The organism is Streptomyces sp. NPDC055239 (genome assembly GCF_053606205.1).
Genome location: NZ_JBSGRD010000003.1, coordinates 892093 through 906627, shown reverse-complemented (window position 1 = coordinate 906627; position 14535 = coordinate 892093). Strand labels below are relative to the sequence as shown.

General features: G+C 72.5%; 16 protein-coding genes and 1 pseudogene. 4 read left to right on the top strand and 13 right to left on the bottom strand.

Features of this window, described 5'->3' with window-relative positions:
* Nucleotides 1-8 precede the first annotated feature (8 nt).
* The 9 genes from ACWFRJ_RS14790 to ACWFRJ_RS14750 form a co-directional block, all read right to left on the bottom strand.
* On the bottom strand, nucleotides 9-770 hold the full coding sequence (locus ACWFRJ_RS14790; protein ID WP_453529222.1) for a TIGR04222 domain-containing membrane protein: 762 nt from the start codon (nucleotides 768-770) through the stop codon (nucleotides 9-11).
* A gap of 40 nt (nucleotides 771-810) precedes the next feature.
* Nucleotides 811-1587: a DUF4142 domain-containing protein gene (locus ACWFRJ_RS14785; RefSeq protein WP_453529219.1), complete on the bottom strand. Its 777-nt coding sequence runs from the start codon at nucleotides 1585-1587 to the stop codon at nucleotides 811-813.
* A 286-nt stretch (nucleotides 1588-1873) separates the two neighbouring features.
* On the bottom strand, nucleotides 1874-2860 hold the full coding sequence (locus tag ACWFRJ_RS14780; RefSeq protein WP_453529216.1) for a TIGR04222 domain-containing membrane protein: 987 nt from the start codon (nucleotides 2858-2860) through the stop codon (nucleotides 1874-1876).
* 9 nt (nucleotides 2861-2869) lie between these two features.
* Nucleotides 2870-4180: a DUF692 domain-containing protein gene (locus tag ACWFRJ_RS14775; protein ID WP_453529213.1), complete on the bottom strand. Its 1311-nt coding sequence runs from the start codon at nucleotides 4178-4180 to the stop codon at nucleotides 2870-2872.
* 123 nt (nucleotides 4181-4303) lie between these two features.
* Complete coding sequence (locus ACWFRJ_RS14770; protein ID WP_453529210.1) at nucleotides 4304-5071, bottom strand: DUF4142 domain-containing protein; 768 nt, start codon at nucleotides 5069-5071, stop codon at nucleotides 4304-4306.
* Between the two features lie 100 nt (nucleotides 5072-5171).
* Nucleotides 5172-5789 (bottom strand): TIGR03086 family metal-binding protein, encoded by a 618-nt coding sequence (locus tag ACWFRJ_RS14765; protein ID WP_453529208.1) that lies wholly within the window; start codon nucleotides 5787-5789, stop codon nucleotides 5172-5174.
* Between the two features lie 7 nt (nucleotides 5790-5796).
* Nucleotides 5797-6252: a hypothetical protein gene (locus tag ACWFRJ_RS14760; protein WP_453529205.1), complete on the bottom strand. Its 456-nt coding sequence runs from the start codon at nucleotides 6250-6252 to the stop codon at nucleotides 5797-5799.
* A gap of 113 nt (nucleotides 6253-6365) precedes the next feature.
* Nucleotides 6366-7067, bottom strand: a complete 702-nt coding sequence (locus tag ACWFRJ_RS14755; RefSeq protein ID WP_453529700.1) for a TetR/AcrR family transcriptional regulator — start codon at nucleotides 7065-7067, stop codon at nucleotides 6366-6368.
* Between the two features lie 103 nt (nucleotides 7068-7170).
* Nucleotides 7171-8145, bottom strand: a complete 975-nt coding sequence (locus ACWFRJ_RS14750) for a LysR family transcriptional regulator (protein ID WP_453529697.1) — start codon at nucleotides 8143-8145, stop codon at nucleotides 7171-7173.
* Between the two features lie 192 nt (nucleotides 8146-8337).
* On the opposite strand from ACWFRJ_RS14750, the gene ACWFRJ_RS14745 reads away from it, so the two are divergent.
* Nucleotides 8338-8703 carry a darcynin family protein gene (locus tag ACWFRJ_RS14745; protein ID WP_453529202.1) on the top strand — a complete coding sequence of 122 codons (366 nt, stop codon included), beginning with the start codon at nucleotides 8338-8340 and terminating at the stop codon, nucleotides 8701-8703.
* A 1-nt stretch (nucleotide 8704) separates the two neighbouring features.
* Here the strand turns inward: ACWFRJ_RS14745 and ACWFRJ_RS14740 are convergent, their stop codons facing one another.
* Nucleotides 8705-9454, bottom strand: coding sequence for an aminoacyl-tRNA hydrolase (locus ACWFRJ_RS14740; protein ID WP_453529199.1), 750 nt, complete (start codon nucleotides 9452-9454; stop codon nucleotides 8705-8707).
* Nucleotides 9455-9583: 129 nt separating this feature from the next.
* Here ACWFRJ_RS14740 and ACWFRJ_RS14735 point away from each other — a divergent pair.
* Together ACWFRJ_RS14735 and ACWFRJ_RS14730 are read left to right on the top strand one after the other, a co-directional pair.
* Nucleotides 9584-10450 (top strand): annotated as a pseudogene (locus ACWFRJ_RS14735) (ABC transporter ATP-binding protein); the annotation flags it as partial.
* Between the two features lie 302 nt (nucleotides 10451-10752).
* Nucleotides 10753-11421, top strand: coding sequence for an ABC transporter (locus tag ACWFRJ_RS14730; protein ID WP_453529196.1), 669 nt, complete (start codon nucleotides 10753-10755; stop codon nucleotides 11419-11421).
* Nucleotides 11422-11453: 32 nt separating this feature from the next.
* Here ACWFRJ_RS14730 and ACWFRJ_RS14725 read toward each other — a convergent pair whose 3' ends face one another.
* The 3 genes from ACWFRJ_RS14725 to ACWFRJ_RS14715 form a co-directional block, all read right to left on the bottom strand.
* Entirely contained in the window at nucleotides 11454-11621 is a 168-nt protein-coding gene (locus ACWFRJ_RS14725) for a hypothetical protein (protein WP_453529190.1), read from the bottom strand.
* A gap of 28 nt (nucleotides 11622-11649) precedes the next feature.
* The gene (locus ACWFRJ_RS14720; protein WP_453529187.1) at nucleotides 11650-12540 is read right to left on the bottom strand and encodes a polysaccharide deacetylase family protein; all 891 of its coding nucleotides are present in this window, start codon (nucleotides 12538-12540) and stop codon (nucleotides 11650-11652) included.
* Nucleotides 12541-12748: 208 nt separating this feature from the next.
* A complete protein-coding gene (locus tag ACWFRJ_RS14715) occupies nucleotides 12749-13186 on the bottom strand; it encodes a YunG family protein (RefSeq protein ID WP_453529184.1) in 438 nt (145 codons plus the stop codon).
* Nucleotides 13187-13343: 157 nt separating this feature from the next.
* Between ACWFRJ_RS14715 and ACWFRJ_RS14710 the strand changes: the two genes are divergently transcribed.
* Entirely contained in the window at nucleotides 13344-14534 is a 1191-nt protein-coding gene (locus ACWFRJ_RS14710; protein ID WP_453529181.1) for a Cmx/CmrA family chloramphenicol efflux MFS transporter, read from the top strand.
* The last annotated feature ends 1 nt before the right edge of the window (nucleotide 14535 follow it).

Below are 14535 nucleotides of genomic sequence, written 5' to 3'. Positions count from 1 at the left end.
AAGTCGGCTCAATGACCCCGATGCGCCGCATCCCGGTGTGCGAAAGCCGCACGCAGTTTCGGGTCGGCAAGCGCGCGCGTGCCTCGTACGGCGATGACGGTGAGGTCGGAGCCGCCGCGCGCGGGCAGCGCGCTCAGAAGGAGCTGGCCCGCGGGTGAGGCCCAGCGGGGGTAGGGGTGGACCTCGAAGCGGGCGACGGCCAGGCAGCTCGCGTTCAGGACCAGGGGCAGCGCGAACCAGAGCGCCACGGGCACCTGCCCCGGCGGTTCCTGGGCGGGCATCAGGAGCGCGACGGCGCCAAGGGCGGCCACCGCGACGGTGGCCGCCCGCACCTGTCTGACCGCTCCCGCGACCCCCGACCAGGTGCCGTCCGGCAGGGCGAGGCCCGCCGCGACGAGTCGGTCCGCGAGGGCGCGCATGGCGTCGGTGCCTGCCGCTGCCCGGCGCACCGGCGCTATCGGCGACTGCCCCGCGGGCCCTATCGCGCCGAGCACGGAACGCTCCATGTCGTCCCCGCCCACCGGGTCGACGACCGTCGCCCATCCGGTGTGCGCGAGCAGCAGGCGCCGGGTGCGGGCCATCGACACCAGGGTGAGGTCGGTGACGCGGGCGGGGCCGCCGGAGAGGAAGGCGGCTTCGTAGAGCGTCAGTTCGTGAAGGTGCCCCGGGGTCGCGCCGTGCGGGGCGGCGCGGAACGCGGTGAGGCAGAGCCGGGCGCAGGCCAGGCCCGACACGACCCAGGCCACGAGGAGGAGGGGGAGCCAGAACATGCCGGTGTTCTATGCGAGGGAGCGAGGGTGGCGCCACGGATTATTCAGCATGTGGACGCGGGTCTCCCTTGTCCTTCGTCGTGGGCTTGGGGCGGGACGCCGGTGGCGGGAGCGGGAACGTGGGGGAGGGGGAGACGGGAGTCGCCGGAGCGGGCGACTCGGTCGGGCCCGGTGGGGCGGGGGACGGGGTCACCGGGGCGGGGCTCGCCGATGCCGCGTCGCGTGCCAGCTTGTCGAAGTCGACGAGGCCCGTGCCTTCGAGGGCCTTGATGTGGTCGAGGACGGTCGTGTTCGCGTCGTCGGCGAGCGCGCGCACCAGCGAGTTGCGGGTGTTCGCGCGGACCTGGGCGACCACCGCGAAGACCTTGCCGTGGGCGGCGCGCAGAATGTTGGCGAACTTCTCGTCGTACGCCTCGCCGTGCGCCGCGCTCAGCGTGTCGAGCCAGCTCCGCTGCTGCGGGTTCGGCTGGTTGGGCAGTTCGAGATTGAGCCGCGTCGCCACCTCGCGTACCCGCGCGTCCAGGAACGTATGGCCTTCGACGAGATGCTTGCCGGCGGTCTGGACGGCCTTGGTCGTGCCGCGCACCTCCGCCTGCTGTCCGGCGGGGAGCTCCCAGAGTCCCGCGAGCCGGACCTTGGTGATGAACTCACGGTCGAGCGCGGAGAGCGGGCCGAACTGGGTCGACACGGTCTCCGCGTTGAGCTGGGCCAGGTTGGTGCCCGACCTGTCCTGGTACGACCAGAGGGGGAAGAGCAGCGCGGCCAGGGTCGCGACGAGCCCCGCGACGATGAGGCCGGTGCCGTTGATGGATCGCATGGTGCCTCCTGTTGCGGCACCGCACGTTAGTGCGCCGCGAGGACGCGCCTGCGGGATACCTCCCGGAGTACGTCAACCGCCGTACGGGTAAGGGGCATCGGGTGCGGGCGTGCACTGTTCCCCGCGCAGGAGCGCTAGGAACTGCCCCCTCCGCCCCCGCAGCCGCTCCCGTCGCCGGTACTCCCGCAGCCCGAGCCGCCGCATGACGAACCTTCTCCTGCTTCTCCGCCCCCGCCGCACCACGCGATATCGGATGCGGGTACGCGCTCCTCCCCGGGCGGGAGCGCTAGGAACTGCCCCCTCCGCCCCCGCAGCCGCCCCCGCCGCCTCCACCGCACGACGAGCCGCCGCCTCCGCCGCAGCTGCCGGAACTCCCGCAGCCGGAGCCGCCGCATGACGAACCCTCTCCGCCGCCCCCGCCTCCGTCCCCGCCCGCGCCGCCTCCGCACCACGCGATGGTGGTCCCGGAGCTCGCGTACGACGTGGACGTCCCCGTCGTCGTACGCCCGGGGCGGAAGCTGTGCGCGGCTCGCAGCTGTGCGTGCAGATCGGGGTCGAGGACGCCGACCAGGCCGTCCACCGCCACGCGGTGCGCCGCGCCGGGTGCGTCCGCGCCGGCGGCGCGGTACTCCGCGAGCGCGGTCCGGCCCGAGGCGGTCACCCGGGCGCGGGCGGCGCTGCGGCAGAGCCAGCCGATCAGCGCGCCGAGCACCCAGGTGACGATGAGGACGATGGTCGGCACGCTCACGGGATCCCACGAGGGACCGTCGTCGTCCTCGACGGCGATGACGGCGACGACGACGAAGAACCCGACGAAGCTCAGGACGTTGTGCCGGGTCCTCCGGCGCCGCAAGCGGTCCAGGGCCTCGGGCCGCGCCATCAGGCCGCGTCGGGCAAGGCCGTCGCCCAGCGCCTGTACGGCGGGGCTGCGCATCGCGCCGATACGCAGCCAGTGCAGGGCGCCGCTCGGTGCGTCGGCGTGGGCCTGGAGCACCGCGCCCTCCACCGGGTTGCGGGCCTCGGCCGACTGGATCTCGACGATGCCGGGCCAGGCGACGACAAGGCGCCCGTCCTCGTGCAGGGCCGCGATGGCGGCGTCGGCGACCCGGCCGGGGCCGCCCGCGAGGAAGGCGGCCTCCAGGGGGTCGAACACGGCTCCGTGCTGTGCGTCGGGCTGCTCGGGCGCGGCCTGCCGTATGCGCGAGACGCCGACGACGAGGCCGAACGACGAGGCCGCGAGAAGGAGGGCGAAGCAGATGGACAGGATCTGCACGGCCGCCCCCTAACCCCGCCGCAGGGCGAACCGGGCCGCCCGCAGCCACCGCGTGACCGGCCGCGCGTCAAGCGGCGCGGGCCCCGAACGCTCCAGCCACCACTGGGTCAACCGGCCGCGCGCCTCGGAGTCCTCGGGCTGCCCGGCGAGCAGCAGCCGCTCGGCGAAGTCAAGGGCGTCGCGCCGGTACCCGCCGGACATCGGCCGTGTCTGGGCATACGAGAAGAACTGCGCGCGATAGGCCTCGCCGAGAATCTCCGGCAGCTCGGGCGCCACCTTCGCCACGACATCGGCCCGCTTGCCGGTAAGTGCCCGGCTCTGCACGGTCAGCCGGGCCCGGTCGAACCCCTCGGGCGCGGGCGTCCCCGCGACGAGCGCGGACAGGAGCGCGGTCTGCGCGAGGGCGAGACGCTGCCGGGTGGGGGCGGGGACGACGGGAGCGGAGGCGGGGAGTGTCGCCGATGACGTGGCCGCGGCGGGCTCACCGGTGGTCGGCGCACTCGCCCGTACCGTCTCCCGTATCGCGTCCAGCTCCCGCTCGAGCTCCTGCGGCGCAGGGAAGTTCTCGTCGCGTTCAAGGAGGACGCCCGGCGGGGTCACCCGCGACGCCAGGTCCGCCAGGATGTCCAGGACCGGCTCGGGGACGGGGTGGGCGTGGCTGTCGTGCCAGACGCCGTCCCGCTCGAAGCCGCCCGCGACGTGGACGTACGCGATGGCCTCGACCGGCAGCTCGTCCAGGGCCTTCGCCGGGTCCTCGCCGCGGTTGACGTGGTTCGTGTGGAGGTTGGCCACGTCGATGAGCAGGCGTACGCCCGTGCGCTCGACGAGCTCGTACAGGAACTGCCCTTCTGTCATCTCCTCGCAGGGCCAGGAGATCAGCGCCGCGATGTTCTCCACCGCGAGCGGCACCGGCAGCGCGTCCTGCGCGATGCGTACGTTCTCGCACAGCACGTCGAGGGCGTCACGGGTGCGCGGCACCGGAAGCAGGTGGCCCGCCTCAAGGGGCTGCGAAGCCGTCAGCGGGCCCCCGGCGCGTACGAACGCGATGTGCTCGGTGACCAGTGGCGAGCCGAGAGTTTGCGCGCGCTCGGCGAGCGCGGCGAGGCGCGTCTCGTCGGGGCGCCCGGCGTCGCCGAGGCCGAGCGAGACGCCGTGCGGCACCACCGTGACACCGCGCTCGCGCAGCCGCAGGAGGGAATCGGGGAGGTGCCCGGGGCACAGGTTCTCCGCGACGGCCTCGACCCAGTCGATGCCGGGCATCCGCTCCACGGCGTCCGCGATCTCCGGACGCCACCCGATTCCGGTCCCCAAATGCTTCATGTTCCCCCTCCTTCGCCAACACCCCGCCGCCAAGACCCCGCGTCGTGCCCGTGTCTTGTGAACGTGTGCAGAGGTGATGGCCCCGGCAGCCGCGGCCGAACCCATGAGGGGGGACGTTCAGAGCTACATTTGAGGTTCCGGCCTGTTCGTGTTGACTTCTCCGGGTGCGGCCGGTGAAGGCCGTGATGTCGTGGACACGTCGCCGGTCGGACCGGCGGGAGGCGGCTCCGGGGGAGCGACGCCGGAGGGCGGCGGAGGCCCGGTGGGGCTGGCCGTCGCGGTGGCGGCGCCGCCGTTCGCGATGTCGTCGAAGTCGACGCGTCCGGTCGCTTCCAGCATCGTGATGTGGTCGAGGACGGTCTGGTTGGAGTCGGTGGCCAGCTGCCGGATCAGCGAGTTGCGCGTGCTGTCCCGCACCTGCGCGATCGCGGCGAACACCTTGCCGTGCGAGGCGCGCAGCAGATTCGCGAACTTCCGCTCGTACGTCTCGCCGCTGGCCTCCGTCAACTCCTGCAGCCATCCCTGCTGTTGGGCGGTCGGCTGGTTCGGCAGCTCCACGCCGAGCTGCGCCGCGACCGAACGGGCCCGCTTGTCGAGGTCGGTGTGGCCGACGATCAGATGGTCACCGGCCTCCTTGATCGCCTTCGTCGGTGCCCGCTCGACCGCCTGCTGGCCCGCGGGTATCTCCCACAGACCGGCGAGCCGCACCTTCACCAGCAGATCGCGGTCGGCCGTCGAGAGCGGGCCCCACTGTGTGGCCACGGACCCGGCGGCCAGGTTGGCGGGCCCGGTGCCCGAACGGTCGGCGTAGGACCACATGGGGAACGCGAGCGCGCCCACTGTGGCCACGAGTGCCGCGATGATCAGAGCCGTGCCGTTGATGCGCCGCAATGTGCCGTGCCTTCCTGCCCGTCAACCTGCCCGTGCACCTGATTGTGGAGGGCAAGCTACTTCCTGGTACCAGGAGATACGGAAGAGGCGTGCGTGATGTTCAACGCTCCGGGTGTCCGTCCGGGCGTCCGTCCGGACGTCCGAGGAGAGCGAGCATCTCCTCCAGTGGTGACGCGTGCTCCGGTGTGGGCAGGACGGGTGCGAACGCGGCACCCGGGACCCGGCGTTCGGGGTCCTTCGGCACCCTGCGGGCGATTTCGAGCGCGGCCTCGACGACCGGCAGGGGGAGGTCGACGTCGATGCCGATGGTCGTCGCCACGTCCCAGGAGTGCACCACGTAATCCAGGAAGTGAAAGCCGACGGCGATCCGTCCCGTGAACGTCCCGCCGATCTCGGGAAGCGTGAACCCCCTTTCCATGGTGCCCTCTTCGGTGAACGCGGCCAGTACGTGGCGTACCGACTCTTCGTAGATCTTGAGCGGGTCGCGGCCGAGATCCGGGGCGATCCAGTACGTACGGTCGGCGCCCGATCCCCGTGCCGCCGCCGCGAATCCGTGGTGCTGTGCGGTCATGTGCGCCACCAGGTCGCGCAGCGTCCAGCCGGCGCAGGGGGACGGGCGTTCCCAGTCTGCGTCCCGGGCGGCGCGCAGGACGCGGAGCGATTCCTGGACGGCGGTGCGGTCGAGTGCGATGAGGTCGGGTGTGGCGAGGTCGGTCATGAGGTCCTCACGGTCCTTCCTGGGCGTGAACGGCCGGATCCGGCCAGGGACTTGAGTGGGTGAGCAGCGTGTGCGCGGTGGCCCACGCGGCATCCGGGTCGAGCCGGTCCGCCGTCCACGCGGTGGCGCGCATCGTGCCCCGGTCCCGGTGGGCGCGGACGATCCGTACGTGGTCGGGGCGCCCGACGAACGCGTACAGCGATCGCTCGTCGGCCCAGACCGAGAGCGACCCCGAGCGCTTGCGCCACGGGTCGACCCAGAGCCACATGCCGATGGCGCCGGGAGTCTGTGGCCACCTCCGGCGCAGTCGCAGCCCCGCCAGGGCGATCGCGGCGGTCTGGGTGTGCCGGTGGGCGGTGAACTCGGTGAGGCTCACCAGGGTCGGGCCAGGATCCGGCGTGATCGTCTCGGGTCCCGGCTGCCAGGTCGTACGCATGATCGAGCGCGTTATCGGTGGGAGCATGCGGCAAGCATAAATCTAAACGAACGGTCGTGCTGCTTGTTTCCCGGAGTTGGTCCCAGAACTGATCCTGGACTCGGTCCCGGAGTTGGTCCCGGCTCCGATCGGCCGGAGCCTCAGGGGAGTTGCGGCACCACCGACGGATCCGTCGCCGCCCCACGCAGCCGTGCCGTGATGGCGACGCCCGCCCTGCGGTAGGCGACCGGCTCGTCGTGCAGCACCGAGTGCGCGTTCGCCGTCTCCATGAGGGCGATGAACTCGAAGGCGAGCTGGGGAATGTCGGTGTCCGGGCGCAGTTCACCGGTGTCGAGTGCCTCGGCGATGCACTCCCGCACCTGGCCGTTCCAGTCGCGGTCGGCGTGGACAAGGGCGTCGTGCACCGCGCCCTCGCGGGCGTCGAACTCCGCGATCACCCCGTAGAAGAAGCAGCCGCCGGGGAAGACCCGCTGCTCCGAGTAGTCGAGCCAGCGCGCGCACAGCTGCCACACGCGGCCGATGCCGGGCGGGGTCTGCCGGGCCGGTTCCACCACGTTGTCCAGGAAGATGCGGCCCGCCGCGCGGATGGTCGCGAGCTGGAGCTCCTCCTTGGAGCCGAAGAGCGCGAAGACCCCGCTCTTGCTGAGCTTCAGCTCGGTGGCGATGCGGCCGACCGAGAGCGCGTCCAGGCCCTCGACCGACGCGATGTCGACCGTGCGGCGCAGGACGAGACGGCGGGTCTGGTTGCCGCGCTCCACGCGGCCGTCGAGCTTGGCGCCCCCCGCTCTCGCTCCCGCCGCTCCCGCCTGCGCGTCGTCGCTCACGCCGAGCTCGCTCGCCATGCCGGTCTCGCTCGCCATGCCGGTCTCCTCAGCGCCGTTCCGTCCGTCGTGCGTTTCTCGAGGTACATCCTCTCCTGTCGCCCCCGGCCTGTGGGCGCACACGTCAGACAGCCGGGCTCCGGGGTGCGAGGAGCGTCCTGCGGACGGTGTCGCGGAGCCAGCGGTGGCCTCCGTCGGCCGCCTGGCGTGGATGCCATGCCAGGCCGACGGACACGGGCGGCAGCGGCAGAGGGATGTCGAGAAGGCGCAGGCCGAGGGTGGTGGCCGGGTCGGTGAGGGGAGAGGGGGCGGCGCCGGGGAGCGCGGTGGGGACGAGGCAGACGACATCGCTGGCGGCGCTCAGGGCCATCGCGGCCATGTGGCTGGGGAGGACGACGGCGACCCGCCGCCGGAGGTTCAGCTCGGCCAGGGCGGTGTCCATGGGTCCCTTGAACCGGCCGCGGCGGCTCACCACGACGTGCTCGGCGGCGGCGAGCCGGTCCGGGGTCAACGTCCCTTGGGTGAGGGGGTGTCCGGGACGGACGGCTGCCGCCATCCGGAGCGTGACGAGTTCCTCGACCCGGGTCTCGGGATCGACGTGGTCGATGGATCCGACCTCCAGATCGATCCGGCCGTCGCGGAGAGCCGGTCCGGCCTCCAGATCCTCGGCCCGGAACCGCAACGACACCCCCGGCGCCTCCTGGTGGGCAAGGCGCAGCAGCCCGGGGGCAAGGGCCGCGCCGACCAGGTCGGCCGCCTGGAGGGTGAAGGTGCCGCGCAGCGAGGCGGGGTCGGCCCCGGCGTCGGGAGTGAGCAGCGCTCCGAGCCGGTGCACCACCGTGGCGGCCTCGTCGCGCAGGGCCTGGGCGCGGGGGGTGGGGACCATCGTCTGGCCGGCCCGGACAAGGAGGGGGTCCTGGAGAATGCGCCGGAGACGGGCGAGCGTGCGGCTCATGGCGGCGGGGGACGTGTGCAGACGCGCGGCGGCGCGAGTGACGCTCTGCTCGGCCAGCAGGGCGTCGAGCGCGACGGCGAGGTTGGCGTCGATGACGGGTTCTGAGGCCTCTGGCGACCCTGGACTGCTGCTCACAGGCGTAATTCCATTTCAGGCAATGATCCCTTGCTGATGTTCCCATTGTGGCAACACCGTGATCCTCCGCAGGATGAGGGACGTACCGATCCGGCACGCCCCACCGAACCGCCGGACCCGAGCCGCCGGACTCGAACCACCCGGCGAATCACTCGGCCGAACCACCAAGCCGAACCACCCAACGCCCAGGAGGCACCTGTCATGTCCGCCGAGAACACCACACCCCCGGTCACCGCGTTCATGCTCATCAAGACCATGCCTGAGTGGCTCGCCATGACCGTTCAGGAGCGGGTGGACGCTTTCTCCACCCAGGTCATCCCCGCGATCAAGGCCAGGACGACCGGCGTCCGGTCACGCTTCTACGACACGGAGTTCTACTCCACCCGCGTCACCGACGTGTGGGTCTGGGAGGCCGACGACCACGAGGCCTACCAGCACCTCATCGACGCACTGCGCGAAACCCCGTTCTGGGACCGCTACTTCGAGATCGTCGACCTCCTCGTCGGCACCGAGAACGGCTACGCCCGTACCTACGGCCTCGCCCCCGTCGCCACCGTCACTACCTGACTCAACGCAGGGCGGGGTGGTCGGCGACCACGGTGCAGGAACCGGGCGCGATCTCCGTGAAGCCCGCGTCCCGCACCACCGGCAGGCCGCTCGCCACGAGTTCGCGCCAGAGCGCGGCGTCCGGGGTGCGGACGGAGAGCGGGAAACCGGCGTCCCGCCAGGCAGCGCGCTCCTCGTCCGACAGCTCCCACCAGGCCAGTTGGGCGCCGTGCCCGGCCTGCGCCATCGCCTTGCCCGCCGACATCTCGACGTCGGGGCTCATCCACAGGACCGGTGAGGCCGCGTCCGGCGGCGGCACCGCTTCCGGATCGTCCAGGTCCGTGCCCGAGACCTGGAGCCGCGCCAGGTCCTTGGGCCAGCCGTCCAGCGGCACCGGCGGAAAGACGCGCACCTCCGCCGACTTGCCCGTGACCGTGATGCCCGGAAGCGCCTCGGCCCGCCGCCACTCGGCGCCGCGCGCCCGCCGCACCACCTTGCGGATCCGGGCGTCCTGCCAGTCCCGCATGGCCTGCGCCCACTCGCCGTCACCGAGGGACCGCTCGTCACCGAGCATGACGAGCACCGCGCGTGCTGCCGTCTCCAGGGCGTCCGTACGGTGCGGGGGCTCGGCGCGTTCGATGCGCGCCACCAGAGGCAGTACGTACTGCGGTGCCTCGTCGCGCGTCGTCTGCTCCACGCGGAAGGGGCTGTCCTGGGGGTCTGGGGTGTCCTGCGGCTGGGGCTTCCCGGCGGAGGTCTGGTCGCTGCTCACGGCCCCAGTCTGCCAGTCCGCCCGGCGGAAGATCGGGCCGGTCAGGGGCCGGTCCCTGACCGGTCAGGGGCTTTGCTTCCCGTTCTCGCCTCTTGTCCCGCTGCCCCACCCTTGCGCGAGGATGTCCGCATGGACAGTGATCTTGCGGGGGCCGCGCTGCGGCTCGACGGGGTGGGGCGGCGCTATGCCATGGGCGGGCCGTGGGTCCTGCGCGACGTCGGGCTCGGCTTGCGCGCGGGCGCGCTGGTGCGGATCGAGGGAGCGAACGGCACCGGCAAATCGACGCTGCTGCGGCTGATCGCCGGGATCGACGCCCCGACCGAGGGCCGCGTCGTCGGACGGCCGCGCACGGCGTACGTCCCCGAACGCTTCCCGGCGGCGCTGCCGTTCACGGCCGCCGGGTATCTCACGCACCTGGGCCGCATCCACGGCCTGACGAAGGGAGCGGCGGCGCGGGGCGCGGAGGAGTGGCTGGAGCGCTTCGGCGCCGGGAACCACGCGCGTACGCCCCTGTCGGAGCTGTCCAAGGGCAGCAGCCAGAAGGTCGCCGTGGCCCAGGCGCTCCTCGCGGAACCCGAACTGCTCGTCCTCGACGAGGCATGGACGGGCCTGGACGCCGAGGCCCGCGACGAGCTCGACCGCGCGGTCGCCGAGCGGGTCGCGGAGGGCGGCGCCGTCGTCTTCGTGGACCACGACCCCCGGCGGCTCCTGGGTGCGGTGGACATGACGTACGCGGTGATCGGCTCGGCGGTGAACTCCCTTACGCAGGAAGGAACTTCGCGGGAAGGCGCAGCTACTGCCGCGGGAGTCCCTTCGGTCGTGATCGAGGCGCAGGGCTCTGCGGGCGCCGCGCCGCCCTCCCTGCCGGGTGTCGTCACCGGGCACTCCCCGGAGGGGGCACTGCGGCTGAGGGTGGCGGCGACGCACTCGGACGTGGCCTTGCGCGCACTCCTGACGGCGCGTCCGCCGTGGCATGTGGTGTCGGTGACGGGGCCTGCGGTGGCGGGAGTTGTTCCGGGGTCCGTGTCTGCTGGGCCGTCCGTGGCGGCGGGATCTGTTCCAGGGCCTGCGTCTGCCGGGTCCTCCCCGGCTTCGGAGTCTGATTCGGGGCCCGCGCTTGCTGGGCGGTCTGCGGCGGCGGGGGCTGTTTCGGGGCCCGCGTCTGCCGGGTCCTCCCCGGCGTCGGGGTCCGTTCCCGGGCCCGCGTCTGCCGGGTCCTCCCCGGCGTCGGGGGCCGTCCCCGAGCCCGCGTCCTTCGAGTCCTCCGCCGAGCCCACGACCGGTGAGGTGCGTGACCGATGAATGCCCTGCTCCGCTACCAGTCCGCTCTCCTCCTGCGCTCCCAGCGCTGGCTCGCCCCCGTCATCCTGTACGCCGCGTTCCTCGCGATCGGCGTACAGAGCGGGCAGCCGATCCTCGACTCCCTCGCGTACGGGGCCGCCGCGCTGCTGCCAGTCGCCGCCTGGATCGTGCGGATCTGCGCCACCAACGAGCCTCCCGCCGCCCGCAGTTGCGTGGCGGCGGCGGTCGGCCCCCTGCGGGCGCAGCTGGCCTGCCTGCTCTCCGCCTTCCTCGCGACGGCCGTGCTCGGCACCGTCGCCACCGTCGTCGTCGCGGTGATCAGCGACCCGGCGAGCACGGACCACCGGACGGCTGTGAACCGGCTCGCGGCGAGCGGCGCCGGGCTGCTCGCGATGCTGGTGAGCGCCTTCCTCGGCACCGCCATCGGCGCCGTCACCAGCCCGCCGCTGGTGCGGTCGCCGGGGCGTGCGATCCCGGTGATGCTGCTCGCCTCGCTGCTCGCCCTGGTGACCGCGGGCTCTCCCGCGAAGGCGGTCCTTACCGGGCTCGTCACGGGGTCACGGGACGGAGTGGTGCCGGTGCAGCCGCTGCCTGCCGCGGCGGCAGGGGTGCTCGCGGTGGCGGCGGTGTGGGTGGCCGGCGGGACGGCTTCACGCCGGGGCTGAGCGCCCCGAAATGCCCGTGGGGGCCCGGTGACTCAGCCCGAGCAGGCCGTGCGCTGCGCCTCGTGCCACTCGCATACGGGGCACAGCGTCACGCCCTTGTGCGTCTCCGGATACTCGGTGGGCTCGCGGCACAGCACGCACTCGGCGAACGGGCCCTCGGCAGAGTCGGAGGCGTCGGAGGTGTCTGCGGTGTCGACCATGAGGGCCAGGCTATCCCCGCTGTCCTGGCTATCCGTGCTGTCCGCGTGCGCCCGCCGACCGGATCTGCTCCGACACCCGGACGAACCGGAAGCCGCGCTCGCGCAGCTTCGGGACGATCTTCCGCAGGGCGCGCTCCGTCGTGGGAGCCGCGCTGCGCGTGCAGTGCATGACGACGACCGAGCCGGGACGCACCCCGTCGAGCACCTGCCGGGCCACCGCGTCGGCGTCCGTCGCGAACGCGTCGCCGCTCACCACGTCCCACTGCACGGCCGTGACCCCGCCAGGGGCCAGTGCACGCAGCGCCCGCCTGTCGTAACAGCCCCCGGGGAAACGGAAGTACGGCACCGGGTGCTCGACGCCCGCCTTGCGGAAGGCGGCGAAGGCGCGCTCCATGTCGGCGCGCATGCCGGAGGCGGGGACGGTCGGCAGGCCGTAGCAGCGCTTGGTGAAGGCGTAGTGGCTGTACGAGTGGTTGGCGACCTCGAAGAGCGGGTCCCGTCCGATGTCCTTGGCCTGCGCCGGGTACTCCTCGGCCCACCGTCCCGTCATGAAGAACGTCGCCGGTACCTTCAGCCGGCGCAGCGTCGCCACCAGTGCCGGATGGTCGAAGCGCTCACCGGCCGCGGCGCGGGGCCCCTGATCGGCGGTCATGTCGGCGTCGAAGGTGAGGGCGACGGTGGGGGCGGCGGATGCCGGGGTGCGGGGGGCGTTCTTGAAGACCGGGGTGAGGCCCGCGGGGCCGGGGGCGAGCGTCGCGGGGCGGGGCGGAGCACTCGCCGTGGCACGCACGGCTGCCTGATCGCGGCTGCCCGGAGCAGGGTCCGAACCACAGGCGGCGAGCGAGGTGAGGGTCAGGGCGGTCAGGGCGCAGGTGGCGGCCAACCTCTGTGCGGTCAGTCTCCGTGCCAGGGTGATCATGTGGCGAACGTATCGGCACAAAAAGGATTAAATGCTGAAGGCTGAGCCGCACTGCCCCGGACGGCCGAACCATCGAACCGTCAGGTGGGTCTCGCGGCCCTGAGCGCGCCCTTCTACTACCGCCTCCTCATCCTCCGCGGCGCCATCGACGAACGCCTGGTCCACACGGGCGCCGAAGCCGCCTTTCACGCGGCACACGCCGGAGTGTTCAACGCGCCGCAATCACCGCCGTCGGCGACGCCGCCTCGGTGAACCGCTGCCGCAGCAGCTCGTACTCCTCCTGGCGGCGCGGCAGGCGGCCCGGCGGGCGCACCACGGAGCGCGGCACCGTGACGCGCTGGCCGAGCAGGAACTGCTCCCGCGTCAGGTCGAGTTCGACCCCGCTCGCGAGACGGTTCCACCAGTGGAAGCCCTGCTGCTCGCCGTCGACCGACCACACCTCGCCGACCAGCAACTCGCCGCCGAACATGTCGTGCACGAGGACCGTGGTGATGTCGCAGTGCCCCCATGCGGGGTTCTCGGTGGTCCACGGGGAGCGGTCGGCGTCGTCGGGCGAGCAGGTGTCGGCGGACCACGCGGCGCGCAGCGCCGCGTCGATGCCGGTCAGAGTCAGCGGATTCGCACCGGTCAGGGGCAGCGGATTCATGACGGCCAGACTGGCACCCGCCACTGACAACGGCACTTGGGCGCGCCCCCCGCGACGGCCATTTTGAAGCGATCGATTCATAATGTGCTAGCGTCCTGATCGTCGATTTTGGAGCGAGTGCTTCAAAAGGTAGGTCGCGATCGGAGGGCGTACGTCAATGCCACCTGCGGTATACATAGTTGGGCTCGGCATCTTCACCCAAGGCACCTCGGAGTTCATGCTGTCCGGCCTCCTGCCGGGCATGGCCGCCGATCTGGGGGTGTCGATCCCGGACGCGGGGCTGCTGATCTCGGCCTTCGCGATCGGCATGGTCGTCGGCGCACCGCTGCTCGCGGTGGCCACCCTCAGCTGGCCCCGGCGGACCGCCCTCGTCTCGCTCCAGGCGGCCTTCGTCGTCGCCCACGTGATCGGCGCGCTCGCGCCCGGCTACGGAGTCCTCTTCGTCACGCGCGTGGTCAGCGCCCTCGCGTACGCCGGGTACTGGGGCGTGGCCGTGGCCACCGTGGTCGCCCTCGTACCACCGGAGGCCAAGGGCAAGGCGGTCGCCGTCGTGGCGGGCGGCCTGACCCTTGCCACGGTCGTCGGCGTACCGGCCGGCACCGTCCTGAGCCAGTACTCCAGCTGGCGCGCCGCGTTCTGGGCGGTGGCCGCGGCCACCGTGGTGAGCCTGGTGTGCACGCTGCTCGTGGTCCCGGGCGGCCGGGGTGAAACCGGGCGCACGTCGGTCAAGGCCGAGCTGCGCGGCATGGCGAGGCCTCAGCTCTGGCTCTCGTACGCCATCACGGCCTTCGCCTTCGGCGCGGTCATCGTCACCTTCAGCTATCTCGCGCCCCTGCTGACCGAGGTGAGCGGAGTGTCCGAGGGGTGGGTGCCCGCCGTCCTCGCCCTGTTCGGCGTCGGCGGGATGGTGGGCCTGGTCATCGGCGGGCGCACGGCCGAAGCGCGCCCCCTGCGGACCCTCGGCCTCGGGCTCGGCGCACTCGCCCTCTTCTCCGCGCTGCTCGCGCTGACGGCCGGTTCCACCGTCGTAGTGATCGCGCTGGTCTTTCTGCTCGGTCTCGTCGGGTACGTGACCAACCCGGCACTCCAGTCACGGGTGTTCACCCTCGCCCCGGCGGCCCCGACGCTGGTCGGCGCCACCAACACGGCCGCGTTCAACGTCGGCAACACCCTGGCCCCGCTCCTCGGCGGCATGACCATCGATGCCGGACTCGGCTACGCCTCCGTGGCCTGGGTCGGTGCCGCGCTCGCCACCGCCGGAACGGTGGCCGTGCTCTGGGCGGCACGGCTCCAGCGGGCGGAGCGGGACCACGCGTTTTGTACGCGTATTCCAAAACCCGTACTGTGAG